The sequence below is a fragment of the Paenibacillus sp. J31TS4 genome (genome assembly GCF_018403265.1).
GTDB lineage: Bacteria > Bacillota > Bacilli > Paenibacillales > NBRC-103111 > J31TS4.
This window is the reverse complement of sequence record NZ_BOSI01000003.1, coordinates 473,913-488,214: the sequence shown is the minus strand read 5'-3', so window position 1 is coordinate 488,214 and position 14,302 is coordinate 473,913. Positions and strand designations below refer to the sequence as shown.

General features: G+C 55.1%; 10 protein-coding genes. 8 read left to right on the top strand and 2 right to left on the bottom strand.

Annotation, left to right across the window (positions count from 1 at the left end; genetic code table 11):
• Position 1 precedes the first annotated feature (1 nt).
• The 5 genes from KJS47_RS17090 (at position 2) to KJS47_RS17070 (ending at position 9,303) form a co-directional block, all read left to right on the top strand.
• The gene (locus KJS47_RS17090) at positions 2-433 is read left to right on the top strand and encodes a DUF3021 family protein (RefSeq protein ID WP_213526268.1); all 432 of its coding nucleotides are present in this window, start codon (positions 2-4) and stop codon (positions 431-433) included.
• A gap of 180 nt (positions 434-613) precedes the next feature.
• On the top strand, positions 614-1,939 hold the full coding sequence (locus tag KJS47_RS17085) for an alpha/beta hydrolase family protein (RefSeq protein ID WP_213526267.1): 1,326 nt from the start codon (positions 614-616) through the stop codon (positions 1,937-1,939).
• Positions 1,940-2,150: 211 nt separating this feature from the next.
• Complete coding sequence (locus tag KJS47_RS17080; RefSeq protein ID WP_213526266.1) at positions 2,151-3,272, top strand: response regulator; 1,122 nt, start codon at positions 2,151-2,153, stop codon at positions 3,270-3,272.
• A gap of 430 nt (positions 3,273-3,702) precedes the next feature.
• On the top strand, positions 3,703-7,467 hold the full coding sequence (locus KJS47_RS17075) for an immunoglobulin-like domain-containing protein (protein ID WP_213526265.1): 3,765 nt from the start codon (positions 3,703-3,705) through the stop codon (positions 7,465-7,467).
• 81 nt (positions 7,468-7,548) lie between these two features.
• On the top strand, positions 7,549-9,303 hold the full coding sequence (locus KJS47_RS17070; protein ID WP_213526264.1) for an S-layer homology domain-containing protein: 1,755 nt from the start codon (positions 7,549-7,551) through the stop codon (positions 9,301-9,303).
• Between the two features lie 114 nt (positions 9,304-9,417).
• On the opposite strand, the gene KJS47_RS17065 is transcribed toward KJS47_RS17070, so the two are convergent.
• Positions 9,418-9,687 carry a hypothetical protein gene (locus KJS47_RS17065; RefSeq protein ID WP_213526263.1) on the bottom strand — a complete coding sequence of 90 codons (270 nt, stop codon included), beginning with the start codon at positions 9,685-9,687 and terminating at the stop codon, positions 9,418-9,420.
• 358 nt (positions 9,688-10,045) lie between these two features.
• Here KJS47_RS17065 and KJS47_RS17060 point away from each other — a divergent pair, with 358 nt between their 5' ends.
• From KJS47_RS17060 to KJS47_RS17050, 3 genes are all read left to right on the top strand, one after another.
• A complete protein-coding gene (locus tag KJS47_RS17060) occupies positions 10,046-10,759 on the top strand; it encodes a class I SAM-dependent methyltransferase (RefSeq protein ID WP_213526262.1) in 714 nt (237 codons plus the stop codon).
• Positions 10,760-10,939: 180 nt separating this feature from the next.
• Positions 10,940-11,866: a DoxX-like family protein gene (locus KJS47_RS17055; protein WP_213526261.1), complete on the top strand. Its 927-nt coding sequence runs from the start codon at positions 10,940-10,942 to the stop codon at positions 11,864-11,866.
• A complete protein-coding gene (locus KJS47_RS17050; RefSeq protein ID WP_213526260.1) occupies positions 11,863-12,543 on the top strand; it encodes a DUF4166 domain-containing protein in 681 nt (226 codons plus the stop codon). The genes KJS47_RS17055 and KJS47_RS17050 overlap by 4 nt, the downstream gene beginning before the upstream one ends.
• A gap of 228 nt (positions 12,544-12,771) precedes the next feature.
• On the opposite strand, the gene KJS47_RS17045 is transcribed toward KJS47_RS17050, so the two are convergent.
• Positions 12,772-14,298: a tripartite tricarboxylate transporter permease gene (locus KJS47_RS17045; protein ID WP_213526259.1), complete on the bottom strand. Its 1,527-nt coding sequence runs from the start codon at positions 14,296-14,298 to the stop codon at positions 12,772-12,774.
• Between the last annotated feature and the right edge of the window lie 4 nt (positions 14,299-14,302).

Below are 14,302 nucleotides of genomic sequence, written 5' to 3'. Positions count from 1 at the left end.
TATGATGAAGGAACTTGTAAAAAAAGTGTTTCAAAATTTTTTAGTCATCTTCGCATCCATCATTATTCTTCTAACCATTTTGCGTCAGATTTTTTATCCCGATTTGGCCTTCGATTTGAAGTCGATTTATATCATAATGGCGTTTTCCTTCCTAAGCGCGTTGATTGGATTGGTCTTGTATGCTTCTCTCGGTACAAGCGAGAAGAATATGCGAGTAAGAGTGGCCATTCATTTTTTTGCTTTAGAAGCGATGCTGATCTCCCTTGCCGTTATGTTTGGTCTAGTCAATAGTATATCAAGCGCACTCCTATTGGCATTGGAAATAGCGGTCATCTACACGATCGTACGTCTGCTCTCCTGGCAAAACGATAAAAAAGTGGCTAACCAAATCAACGAAGGACTCAGGGCATTAAAGAAAGACAAGACAGAGTAAGATCTTGCAGCAGCAGTGCTTCGAACCGATCATGGGCGGTGAGCTAAAGGGCTCACCGCCTTTTTTTGCAACTTACTTGCCTGTAGATACAGCTTATTGATTTTCTATATAAATTGTATCCATAGTTTTGTATGCTGAAGCCATTAAAAAACGGCAAGAAAAAGAGAAGGAGAAACTGGTGTGGAAACTCTAATAGTTGTTATCGCGTTGTTAGTCGAAGTTGCTTTTACTTGGTTCGGTATTGTTACGAAGCAATACCAGCAAAAGGCTAGAAATTGGCTGAGAATTTCCGGGTTCCTGATATTCGTCATTCTCGTAAGTTCAACCGCGATTGTCTGGAGTTTCCGGTGGATGCTGCTAGCCGGTCTGCTCTTCCTTTTAGCGGGGATCGGCACCGTTTCCCTTATTCGGAATAAAGAGAGTAAACGTGATTTCCGCCCCTCCCGTATGGTCATAAAAGCAGTCATGATGACTGTACTGCTGATCGCTGCGCTTGTGCCTGCCCTTGTTTTTCCGCAGCACAAACTGCCAAAAGTTACGGGCCAATATGAAGTCGCTACTGCAGCATACACATATATAGACGAGAACCGCATCGAGGAATTGGCCGATACCGGTAAAAACAGGTTTGTTAATGTACAATATTGGTATCCCGAAAAAATCGATGGTACCTATCCGCTATTGGTATTCTCACACGGGGCCACTGGTATTAAGACAAGCAACGCCTCTACTTTTAGGGAGCTTGCAAGCCACGGGTATGTAGTCTGTTCTATTGATCATCCTTATCATTCCTTTTATACAGTTTCAGACGACGGGACCTTTACCTTAATGAACTCGGACTATAAGATGGAATTCGACAATGCCAACAAAGAGGGCATTTACACAAGGGAGCAGATCTACGGGCTCATTCAAAAATGGATGAAGCTGCGGACAGATGACATGAATTTTGTAATAGATACTATCCTTAAAAAATCTCCGGACGAGAAAGACCCGGTCTATCAGCTTATTAATAAAGAGAATATAGGCGTGTTCGGGCACTCTATGGGCGGTGCGGCAAGTGTTTGGCTCGGCAGAGAACGGAAAGATGTGAAAGCAGTTGTTAATATTGATGCCCCGTTTTTTAGTGAGCTTGTTTACAATAAAGGATCTGATGATTTCGAAGCAAGCGGCAATGCCTATCTGACGCCAACGCTTAACATTTATTCTGACGATGTTTGGAACCAGCTTGGAGTCAACTCTACTTATGCGGCAAACTCCAACGCGGATAAAATGTTCAAGGAAGCATACACCGTTCATTTTCAAGGCGCCAAGCATTTAAGCCTGACCGATTTGCCGCTGTTCTCCCCTCTGCTCGCAAATATGCTGCAGGGTGGAAAAGCGACTATTGACCCCTATTTCTGTATAGAAAAGGAGAATGAGCTTATACTTAATTTTTTTGATTCTAAACTGAAAGGCAAAGGCCGTTTCACATCCGAACGGGTTTATGGATCAAATTTGAATGGAAGGTAAGCAAGGAACAGACCTCCGAAGGAGTGTGCTCCAGAGAATTGTGGATTGCTAATCCAGGGTTCAACCCCACTATGAAGTACCCCCGACCACAAAAGGTCGGGGGGTTTTTGCTATCCCTACTTTACAAGAGGCGCATCGCTGCCGATAAAGTAAATGCTTGGTTTCTAGGAAGCGGTTGCTGGAACGCAGCCCTTCAACGAAGGAGTGCATCATGTTAAGAGCAGTCTTGGTCGATGATGAAAAGCCCGCGTTAAAAGTGTTAACCAGGGTGTTAGAGGAGCTTGGCCATGTACAGGTAGTCGGCGCGTACACCGATCCTTCGGAGATGCTGAAGGAGGTAGAGGCACTCAAGCCTGATCTTGCCTTCTTGGATATCGAAATGCCGGAGATGAACGGGCTGGAGCTGGCCTCCCGCCTGCTGGACCTGGAGGAAGACGTCGAGGTCATCTTCGTGACCGCCTACAGCCAGTATGCGCTGGAAGCTTTCCGCGTGAATGCGCTGGATTATCTGTTAAAGCCGGTGGAACCGGATCTGCTTCATCGTACCGTGGATAGAGTGTGGAAGAGAAGGAGAGGGACGACGCCCGCAAAAGCACCCATGGCGGCTTCCCGAATCGTCTGCTTCGGAAGCTTCGAGATCTACCGGCCGAATCTGCTCGAGCCCATTCGCTTCCCAAAGGCTAAGGCGGAGGAACTGTTTGCTTATTTGCTGGTACACCGGAACACGAACATTTCCAAGTGGACGCTATGCGACAGTCTGTGGCCGGAGGTGCACTCGTCGGAGAAGAACGATCATAATTTGCACACGACCGTCTATCGGATGAAGAAGACGCTGCGCGACTGCGGGATTGGCGTGAAGATCTCTTCCCAGCGGGGGTTCTACCGGATGGAATGCGAGGAATCCAGCGATTACGTGGCGTTCGAGCAAGCCGCCGCGAATGTGGCTCCCTTGAATCCTGGCACGATTGGCGAGTGGACGAAGGCGATTCAGCTTTACAAAGGGCCGCTTTTCGGCAATAAGGATTATCCGTGGTGTGAGGCGGAGCGGGAGAGAATGTCCCGCTATTTTGCCAGTCTCTCCAAACGATTGGCCCACTGGCATTTGGAAGCCGGGCACTGCCATGAGGCGATCGAGACGATTCTGCCCTTGCTCCGCTATGCCCCATTTGATGAGGAAGCACATGAGCTTGCGCTAACCGCGTATAGGGGTTTGCAGGACCGTTCGGCCTTTCAATCCCATTATGCCAAGATGGAAACAAGCTTTAGGGAGGAGCTGGGTGTAGACCCGCCCCAAGCGTTGCAGCAGTTATATGGGAGTAGTGTCAAGTCGTAAAGGGATCCATCCTCGAGCTGAGGAGGGATCCTTTTTTTTTTTGTTTCCCGTGCCTAAAGTCCCTGTGTCCCTTCTTGCCTATCCAGGTCAAGCGATGACGAACGGTGTCGTTTGTTAGCGTTTTGTGAGAATAGGTCGGTAGGATTAGAGGTGGTTTGGTGCTAAAGGAGGAGAACTATGTAGGAAAATGGCAAATAGGGACGGTTGTCCGAATCTCATTTGCCGCTCGCCACAGACGTAATTGGTCTTTCTTAACGGAAGCCGGAACGTGCAACTCGAGAGCGAGCGGAACCGATGCTGGCTGCACCTGAGTACAACTTAACACGCCGTAGTCATTGGGTCCGTTCTCCGAGCGGGGCGGGTCCTGCAGAGTTCACTGATAACGCCGATGTCCATATGATTAATAACGAGTTTCTTGGAGGACGATAGAATGAATAATTTTGCGGAAAGCAGGACAAGGCCGCTTAGACAAACGGTAGCCGTCTTCCTCGTCTTGTGCCTGCTGTTGGTTCCCTTCTGCTCTAGCGTGGAGGCGGCTCCCTCTGCACCGATATCCATAGAGGTTGGCAGTATAACGGGTGCTCCGGGGGAAGTAGTCGATGTGCCGGTTACCCTGGATCCAGGGGGCAGTTCTATTTATCAATACTATCTCGAAATGTCTTTTGATCCGAATGCTCTGGAGCTGGTATCCAACAAACCACCCGTAACCGATCGAGCGGGATCCAGTTTTTTTAGTTTTGGGTACGATACTTACATGCCTGGGAAGCTCAATGTAGACGGAGGCGACTTTGGCAACCAGCGCTACTTGAAGGACAGGCAAGAGATCTTTGTTCTTCATTTCAAAATTAAAGAGACAGCGAGTCTCGCAGACGCAAATGTCAAGGTCGTTTTCGGCGAGTGCTGGGATGAAAATTGGTTCTACCCGATTGATAACCTCATTCCTGGAAAGGTCAGTATCCGCAATCCTGTTTCCGAGCTTACAGTCGGGATCGGCACAGCATCCTCCCTTGCCGGAGAAACGGTAGAGGTGCCGGTCTCCATTCTGACCTCCTCGGCCGGTGCAGGCGCGTATGGGATGCAGCTTGATTTTGATCCGGCCGCACTTGCTGTGCAGAACGTCCGGGGAATGTCCGGCGATTATTTTATGTGGGGCTCCGATAATACGGAGGGCTGGTTGAGGACTGTCTGGGTGGATGAATCCGGCGGCGACCGTGCGGTGAAGGCGGGAGACCAGCTCTTCGTGGTTACCTTCAAAGTGAAAGACAATGCATCCTTAGGTGCCAAAGCGATCACGGTAACCAATCCAACGGATCTGCTCAATTTGACCTTTACGGATACGCAAGGGGCCGAAATGGCGAAAACCGTCCATGCCGGCAAGGTCACCGTTCAGCCGCAGGCACCGCAAACGCTGTTTGCCGTTCCCGGCAACGGGCAGGTCAAGCTAAGGTGGACGCCTGTCCCAGGAGCGACGGGCTATTCCATCTACCAAGGCCTCACGCCCGATATCGTTGGCATCCCGAATTCTTATGCAGTGGCGACGCTCGGCGAGACAGAAACTGCCTTTGTTGCGACGGGTCTCGCCAACGGCACCACTTATTATTTTGTCGTGGAATCTACGAGTCCTTCGGGAGAAAACCTTTTCTCGAGCTTGGTTAGCGCTAGACCGGATCCGATGTCGGTCGCCGATCTTCAAGAGATGCTGGATGGCATTACGACGAAGGTCTCGGAATGGGAAGACAGCAATGCGAAGACGGCTCTGCTGGCGGATGCGGGGGAGCTGCAGACAAAAATTGACGTTCTTTCGGAAGAAGAACAGCGTGTGAACGACCTCGCTTCGTACACGATTCTTTACCAGAAGATGACGCAAACGGGGAAAGACTTGTTCCAATTGCAGATTCGTATGATGCAGAGGCAGCTGGCAGGTTTGGAAGAGGGAATAGATTCGCTGAAAGGCGACAAGTCGGCGCTGCAATCGACGATTAACACTCTGAATGAGCAGATCGGGACCTTGCAGGGGCAGGTGAACAGCTTGTCCGGCGATAATGCGAATCTCAGAGAGCAAATCGCTACGCTGACCGGGCAGATCTCCGGGCTGCAAGGGCAGATTATCGCATTGATCGAGAGAATTGCCGATTTGCAGCAAGAAAACGATACGCTGAAGCAGGAGAAAGCCGCTCTGCAAGAGCAAATCTCCTCTCTGCAGGAGCAGGTTGCCGACCTGCAAACCGATGTAAATGCGCTGAAAGGCGACAAGAGGGTGCTGCAAGGAACGATTGACAGCCTGAATGAGCAGATCGGCAGCTTGCACGACCAGGTAAACAGCTTGTCCGGCGAGAAGGCCAATCTCGCGGAGCAAATCGCTACGCTGACCCAGCAGATCTCCGGGCTGCAAGGGCAGATTATCGCATTGATCGAGAGAATTGCCAGTTTGCAGCAGGAAAACGACACGCTGAAGCGGGAGAAAGCCGCTCTGCTAGAGCAAATCTCCTCTCTGCAGGAGCAGGTTGCCGACCTGCAAACCGATGTAAATGCGCTGAAAGGCGACAAGAGGGTGCTGCAAGGGACGATTGACAGCCTGAATGAGCAGATCGGCAGCTTGCACGACCAGGTAAACAACCTGACCGGCGAGAATGCCAATCTCGCGGAGCAAATCGCTACGCTGACCCGGCAGATCTCCGGTCTGCAAGGGCAGATTATCGCTTTGACCGAGACGATTGCCGATTTGCAGGAGGAAAACGACACGCTGAAGCAGGAGAAAGCCGCTCTGCAAGAGCAAATCTCCTCTCTGCAGGAGCAGGTTGCCGACCTGCAAACCGATGTAAATGCGCTGAAAGGCGACAAGAGGGCACTGCAAGGGACGATTGACAGCCTGAATGAGCAGATCGGAACCTTGCACGACGAGGTGAACAACCTGACCGGCGAGAATATCGATCTCGCAGGGCAAATCTCCTCGCTGAACCGGCAGATCTCCGGGCTGCAGGGCGAGCTGGTTCAGGCTAATCAGTTCATGCAGGCCTTGCTGGGGATTCTAATCGGGTATGCCGCGGGAGAAGACGCGGGGCACGTGTCTAAAGACCTCGTGTTGTCTCAGTCGGGTGCGCATGGCGCCACGATCGAGTGGCAGTCCTCCAACGAAGCCTATATTGGGATTCACGGCAGCACAGGCACGGTGAAGAGACCGTCCTATACCGAAGGCGATGTGCTTGTCACGCTGTCCTCTACCGTGAAGCTCGGTTCGTTAGAAGGAACCGTCACCCATCTTATTCGGGTCGTGAAGGACAATCCGAACGATCGGGAAGCGGCAGCCCTCGCCAAGAAGAACCTGGACATCCGATACTCCGTCGGCGATACGATCCATAGTGTGACGCAGGATGTATATCTCGATGTAACGGGCGATCATGGCACCACGATTTCGTGGACATCGAGCGCTCCGGAAATCGTTGACGAGACGGGTCATGTGACACGGCCCAGCTATCTGGAAGAGAACGCCCTCGTCACCCTGACAGCCCGGATTCAGCGTGGCGATGCTGTCGAGACCAAATCGTTCGTCGTCCAAGTGCTGAAGCGCGTGCAGACGGCCCAAGAGGCGGTCGACGCGGCAAAGCAAGCATTGGAAGTAGGCTATGCCCCTGGTGAAACGCAGGATGCTGTGAAGTCGCCTGTCCAGCTGGCTGCAGCGGGACCGGATGGGACGACAATTCGCTGGGCCTCGAGTCATCCGGAGCTTATCTCCAGTCAGGGGACCGTGAATCGTCCGTCCGCCTCGCAGGGAAGCCAAGCGGTCACCTTGACCGCAACGATTGAGAAGGATGGCGTTACGGCGGCCAAAACATTCCAAGTAACCGTACGCGCCTACGACGCCGGGAAACCGGTCCAGCTTCTCACCGAGGGAGAAGGATTGGGGATTCGCCGTGATGCGTCCGGCATCCAGGTCACCGTTAAGGCAGAGCGCAGAGATACAGCGCAGCAGCCCGAAAAAGCGGTCGTGGTCTTCCAGCTGCTGAAGGGCACGGAAGCCGTAAGCATCTTGGCGTTTGAGAAAGAAGCCCTCTCGAGCGAAAAAGTAACCGCCGGATTCTTTAGATTGAATGGCACCGACGACACTTACCGGGTTCAAGTCTTCGTATACGACGAGCTGTCGGCCGATCGAACGAAAGTTCAAACAAGCCTGGCGGATCCGAAGGAACTGCGCTAGTCCCACGCATACCGAGAAAGAAGAGAACGAGACTGTCTGCACGGACAGTCTCTCGCTCTTGAAGAAAGGAATCAGGAAGAGATGGGAAAACGATTAACGATTATCTTGACGGCGGTTCTGCTCGTGTTCGGATGGGTGCAGCCGGCAACAAGCCTGGCACGCGAGTCTGCCGTTCAATTGAATGAACTCTCGGACCATTACCGTGGGGACAGCGTAACGATCACCGGTACGACGTCCTTGAAAGAACTGAATGTGAAAGTCGTCAACAGCCAAGGGACGATCATCTATGTGAATACGCTTCAGCCGCAGTCCGGCGGAGCTTACAGCGATCTGTTCACTCTGTCGGCAACAGAGGCGCTGGGCAAAGCGACGGTTGTCGTCGGAGAAGGAAACGTCACGGCAGTTAGAGAGTTTCTGATCATCGCCCCATCTTCGGGTGGCGGCGGTGGCGGTGGCAACGGAGGCGGCGGTGGCGGTGGCAACGGAGGCGGCAGTGGCGGCACCGGTGGCAGCGGTAGCGACAACGGCGGCAATGCCGGCGGCTCTGGAAGCGGCGAGAGCGATGGAGGCACGCCTAGCACTCCGGGCACCGGAGTCGAGGTTTACGTGAATGGCAAAGCCGAAACGGCCGGATCGGCAACGACCGCTACCGTGAGAGGCCAGCTCGTGACGACGGTCTCGATCGATCCGGGCAAGCTTGCCAAACGGCTCGCTGCGGAAGGCCAGCATGCGGTGATTACGATCCCGATGAATACCGCATCGGATGTCGTAGTCGGACAGCTGAATGGACAGATGGTGAGCAGCATGGAGCGGCAGCAGGCCACCGTGGAGCTCCAAACGGCGAATGCCACCTACCGGCTGCCTGCGGAGCAGATCAATATTCAGGCCATATCGGCTCAGCTTGGAAAAAGCATCGAACTGGCGGACATTGCGATCCGGATCGCCGTCGCCAAACCGACGGGCGACACAGCAAAGCTAGTGGAGGATTCGGCCGTGTCCGGCGGGTTTAAGCTTGTTGCGCCGCCACTTAATTTCACGATCCAGGCGGTTCATGGGAATACAACCATCGACGTCACGCGTTTTCACGCTTATGTGGAGCGGACGATCGCCCTTCCTGCAGGAGTGGAACCCGGCCAAGTGACGACCGCGGTTGTCATCGATCCGGATGGTTCGGTGCGTCATGTGCCGACTCAAGTCGTGGTCATCGGCGGGAAGTATCATGCCAAGATCAACAGCCTGACGAACAGCACGTATTCGGTCATCTGGAATCCGACTTCCTTCCGGGATGTGGAACGTCACTGGGCCCAAGACGCGGTTAATGACATGGGGTCCCGAATGGTCATCAACGGAGTGGGGCAGGGAGAGTTTGCGCCCGACCGTGCCATCACCCGCGCAGAGTTCGCCGCCATTATCGTTCGAGGACTGGGACTCCAGACGGAGAAGCGTACGAATTCCTTCTCGGATGTGAAGACGACCGATTGGTATAACGGTTCTATCAACACCGCTCAATCGTACGAGCTGATCAGCGGGTTCGAGGACGGTACCTTCCGGCCGACGGAGAACATTACCCGGGAGCAGGCGATGGTCATGTTGTCCAAGGCGATGAAGATGACAGGGCTGCAAGCTAAGCAGCAGCCGAACGAGGGAGAGCCGCTCCGCTCTTTCTCGGATGCCGGTCAAGTATCCGCCTGGGCAGCGGCCAGCATTGCCGATTGTTTGAAGGCGGGCCTGGTTTCCGGGCGTGCCGATCAACGGCTTGAGCCTGTGGCCCCTATCTCGAGAGCGGAGGTCGCCATCCTGGTGCAGCGGCTTCTGCAAAAGTCCGGTCTCATCTAGGGACCGAGTTTATCGCTGCTGAGGTGGATGGCGGCGGGAACAGCCACGGTACGTCTCCATTAGAAAGAACCCCGACCCTAGCAGGTCGGGGTTCTTCTTTATGAGGAAGCAGGCTTATAGTTTAAATCCTCCCAGCAGCGGCATGATGAATCGCAGCATGCCCCAGCCGAGCTTCATGCCCGCTCCCAAACTGCCCAGCATGCCGGCAAAGCCTCCCCCGGATTTGGCGGGTCCGCCGCCGAAAGCAGGAAAACCGGCTCCCTGTTGAGGAAAGCCCGCTCCCTGCTGAGAGAAGCCAAGTGGATTCCTCCCCAATCCCGGCAGCATCTGCAGCAAACCGGACACGTTCGCTTTTTCGGCCTGGTCCATGGAGGATTTGCTCATTTGGCCGGGCCCCCTCTGTCCGGAGAAGGTCAAGTCCTCATCATCCACCTTCGTGATCCACCCTACATAATAGCTCCCGTCGTTTAACACGATACAAACTGGCTGTCCGATCGCTTGATTCGCATGCTTGCGAAGAATATCTTGTTGAGCGGTTATGGCAATCCACCTCTTTTCCCCTTCTTTGTCTTACCTTATTCAGGCAGAGGCGTCGCGGCCTGTACCTCTACCCGGTAAGGACATAGGACTGTTTAGTTGCCGGAAAAGGGCGAGAGAACAGGCGTGGCACTGCTTTCGGACATAGGGTATCGTGACAGGCGGGCGACACGTCTGGAAACCTAAGTGGAGAGGAAGTAGCGCCGTGGATTACATCGATCTCTTAGCCAGATTGGGTGTCGCTTCCGCTCATCCGGGCGGGTTTCGGGCAACGAAAACGTTATTGGCCGGCATTCCCGATTCCTCCGGGCTGCGGATCTTGGAGGTGGGGTGCGGAACGGGGAAAAGCGCCTGTTACCTGGCGCAGAAAGGCTATCAGGTCGTGGCGTTGGACCGCCATCCCCTGATGCTCGAGAGGGCAAAAGAGCGGGCCGAAAGAGAAGACATAGAGGGCATTCATTGGGTGGAAGGAGATGCCGAAGCACTGCCGTTTGAGGACGAATCGTTTGATCTCGTGCTCGCGGAGTCCGTGACTTTGTTTACCGACATTCCGCGAACCCTGAGGGAGTACTACCGGGTTCTCAAACCAAACGGCCGGCTTCTGGATCGGGAAATTGTCCGAGCGGCCGCTATCCCGGAACCCGTCTACAAGGAGCTGGCCTCGTATTTTCGGTTCCGATCCATCCCTTCTCTCGACCAGTGGCTCACGTTCCTGCATGAAACGGGATTTCGCTGCGACAGGCCGGTACTCGAGGATTTCGTGGACCAAGAGCCTCCGGTTCTTCCCGAGGATATGCAGGAACTCGATTTGGCCGCCCTCTTCGATCCGGAAGTAGGAGCCGGCCTGGCGGAGTATACCGAGCTCATGATGACCCAGCAGTCCTTCCTTAGGGCGTGCAGTTTCTCGGCAACCAAATGATGCTTGTTTTATAGCAAAGAAACGGGGGAGATCAGCCGGCGGCAAGCCGGTTGATTTTTTTGTGTATTGGAGCAGTCAGGGGCGGAGACAGGCAGGGACATCGGCTGTAGGCTCGACTTTCCTTCCTATAAAAAGGGATTTGCTGGAAATTGTCGAACTAATGGGAAGGAGGGGACGGCCATGACGAAAACGAACCCTATCTATGTGGAGCGTTTGATAAACGCACCGTTGGACGCCTTGTGGACCTATACCCAGACGCCCGAGCTGCATCAGCAGTGGGACTTGAGGTTCTCGGAGATTACTTATCTCCCCAAGTCCGGGGAAGAGCAGCCCCAGCGCTTTCTATATAAAACCCGGATCGGCTTTGGCCTTGCCATAGCCGGAGAAGGCGAGACGGTTGGGACGAAGGAGAAGGACGGCGTCCTGACCTCCAGTCTGAAATTCAGCTCCGCCCAGCCGATTTCGCTTATTGAGAAAGGGGCCGGCTATTGGCGCTATGTGCCGACAGAGGGCGGAATCCGTTTCTTAACGAGATACGATTACAAGACTCGTTTCGGCCCGCTTGGCAGCTGGATCGACCGGGTCTTGTTCCGGCCGGTTATGGGATGGGCGACCGCCTGGAGCTTTGACTGTCTGAGGCTGTGGCTGGAGGCGGGGGTCCCCCCGCGTCTATCGATTAGGCGGTCGCTGATCGAACTGCTGCTAACCGTTAGTTTGTTTGCCATTTGGGTGTACCAAGGCCTGGTGCCCAAACTGCTGGTGCCGGATTCGGGCGAAATGGAGATGTTAGGAGCGGTTCCCGGGTTTGCCGGTTACGAACGGCCTCTCTTGACTCTGCTAGGGCTGGGCGAAATCGCATTCGGCCTTCTGTTCCTTCTTCTGCGAGGCAGGGCGCGGAAGAGACTGCACCAGACGAATCTCATCCTCCTGTTCATTCTGGCCTTAAGCGCGGCGGCTCACCCTGCGGCGTATGTCGCGCCCTTTAATCCGGTCACCTTGAACCTGGCGATGATCGCCTTGTCTGTGATCAGCTTGTTAAATGCGGAGGAGCTGCCGAGCGCTGCCAATTGCCGGCGCCGGCCGCCGGAAGGGGGAAACCGAGGATGACCTCCATTTATCAACGGGTGCTTGGCGAGGATTTTGCCAAGCTCCATCCCCGGATTCAGAAGCGATTCGGCTTCAGCAGCGAAGATCAAATAGCCGCTATCGGCAAAGGGGTTATGAATAAGGTGTGGTATGGCAGGTGGTATACACTGCCGTTCCTGTATGTGGGCACATGGCGGAACATTCTGTTCCCGCAGCGGGGAGAAGGCATCCCGTTCACCATCGAGAATTATGCCTACCGGGATAGCTTGGGGCGGGAGACGGTGACCTGGGTCCGCACATACTTGTTTCCCAAACAGATCAGGCGATTCGATGCCACGATGATCTACAGCGAGAAGCGGGGGACCATCATCGACTATCTGGGCACACACCAGCATCTTGCCGTGGAGATCGATATGTCCGTGGCGGAGAATGGCGGCATGAGGCTGCGGTCGGGGCAGCAGTATTTTTATGAGGGACCATTGGGCTTCCGGTTTCCCATGCTCTTCTCGGGCTATGCGGACGTCTGCGAATGGTATGACGAGGAGCAGGAGAAGTACCGCATCGACGTGAAGGTGGCGAACAAGCTTTTCGGCCCGCTCTTTGGGTACAGCGGTTCTTTCGATGTCGAATACATTTCCGTAACAGAACGGGATATTCCGCACTATGTGAAGCCGAAGCGGGAAGAGAGACGAGAATAGAGGCGCGATAGGAATAGAATAAGCGTAAGAGGCTTCAGCCGCATGGCACCATCCCCTCCAGGCAGTCACGATCGATGACCTGCCGGCGGGGATTTTTTATGGGCAAACAGGACATACACGACAGCCATCCGGAGGAACGCGATTCCCAGATGGCACTGTCTGACCTATTCTATCCCGCTGATTCCCTCTAGAAAAAGCAGAAACCCCCGGCAATCGGGGGCTATTCCCTTACCCTTCCTCGTTAATAATCACCTTCCGGCCCCGCAGCTTGAGCAGCAGCGGGATGACGAGCCAGAGGACGGCGGCGATCAGGAAGACGGCGGAGAGAGGCCGCTCGAAGAAAATCGAGAAGTCGCCGTTCGAGGTGGTCAGCGCCCGCCTCATGTTGTTCTCGATCATCGGGCCGAGCACCAGGCCGAGCACGAGAGGGGCGAGCGGAAAGTCGTTGCGGGACAGGAAGTAGCCCGCTACGCCGCAGCCCATCAGGAGCAGAAGGTCAAACGTGCTCGCCTGCACGGCATAGACGCCGAAGACAGAGATGGCGACAATGATCGGCAGCAGGTACTTGGCCGGTGTCTCGATGATCTTGGCAAACACCTTGACGAGCGGCATGTTGAGCACGAGCAGCATCAGGTTGCCGATGAACATGCTCGCGATGAGGCCCCAGGCGACCTGGGGGTGCTCTTCGAACAGCAGGGGGCCCGGCTGGATGTTATACATGATGAGCGCGCCCATCAGGATCGCCGTGGTGCCGGAGCCGGGGATGCCCAGCGTGAGCAGCGGAATCATCGCGCCGCCCGAAGCCGCGTTGTTGGCCGATTCCGGCGCGGCTACGCCCTCGATGGCGCCAGTGCCGAATTTGGCCGGCGTCTTGCTGATCTTCTTTTCCATGATGTAGCTGAAGAAGGAGGCGAGCGTCGCCCCGGCCCCGGGCAAAATGCCGATGAAGAAGCCGAGCACCGAGCCGCGGGCGATCGGGCCGGCGCTGTCCTTCAAGTCCTGGCGGGTGGGAAGAATCCGGCCGACCTTGGTCACTTCCCCTTTGGCGTAGTCCCGCTCCAGAATCGTCTTGAACACCTCGCCCAAGGCGAACAGGCCGACGGCTACGGTCAGAAACTCCAGACCGGAGTAGAGCACCGGCTGGTCGTACGTAAACCGGGCCACGCCGGAGACGTTGTCCATGCCGATAGTGGCGAGGAGCAAGCCGAGGACGGTCATGATAAGCGCCTTGGTCATCGACTTGCCTGCCAGGCCGCTCACGGCCGCGAGGCCGAGCAGCATGAGCGAGAAGTAATCCGCCGGACCGAACCGGATGGCTGCATCCGACAGCGGCTGGGCGAGGAAGACGAGCGCGACGAGGGAGAACAGGCCGGCCGCGAACGAACCGATGGCCGAGATGGCGAGGGCGGGGCCGGCTCTTCCCTGGCGCGCCATCTGGTAGCCGTCCAGGGTAGTCACGACGGACGACGATTCGCCCGGCGTATTCAGCAGGATGGAGGTAGTCGAGCCTCCGTACATGGCGCCGTAGTAGACGCCGGCGAGCAGGATGATCGAGCTGGTCGCCGCCGCTTCGGGGCCTAGCCCTCCCGTCATGCTGGCGGTGACCGGGATGAGCAGGGCGACGCCGCTCATGGGGCCGATCCCCGGCAGCACCCCGACCGCCGTACCGATCAGCACGCCGACGAAGGCGAACAACAGATTATGCCACTGAAAGGCAGTAGCGAAGCCATTGGCTAGAAAGTCGAGTACACCCATGGGG

Coding starts and splice junctions, on each gene's coding strand:
- KJS47_RS17090 (WP_213526268.1), top strand. CDS start 2: ATGATGAAGGAACTTGTAAAAAAAGTGTTTCAAAATTTTTTAGTCATC.
- KJS47_RS17080 (WP_213526266.1), top strand. CDS start 2,151: ATGTTAAGAGCAGTCTTGGTCGATGATGAAAAGCCCGCGTTAAAAGTG.
- KJS47_RS17075 (WP_213526265.1), top strand. CDS start 3,703: ATGAATAATTTTGCGGAAAGCAGGACAAGGCCGCTTAGACAAACGGTA.
- KJS47_RS17070 (WP_213526264.1), top strand. CDS start 7,549: ATGGGAAAACGATTAACGATTATCTTGACGGCGGTTCTGCTCGTGTTC.
- KJS47_RS17065 (WP_213526263.1), bottom strand. CDS start 9,687: ATGAGCAAATCCTCCATGGACCAGGCCGAAAAAGCGAACGTGTCCGGT.
- KJS47_RS17055 (WP_213526261.1), top strand. CDS start 10,940: ATGACGAAAACGAACCCTATCTATGTGGAGCGTTTGATAAACGCACCG.
- KJS47_RS17050 (WP_213526260.1), top strand. CDS start 11,863: ATGACCTCCATTTATCAACGGGTGCTTGGCGAGGATTTTGCCAAGCTC.
- KJS47_RS17045 (WP_213526259.1), bottom strand. CDS start 14,298: ATGGGTGTACTCGACTTTCTAGCCAATGGCTTCGCTACTGCCTTTCAG.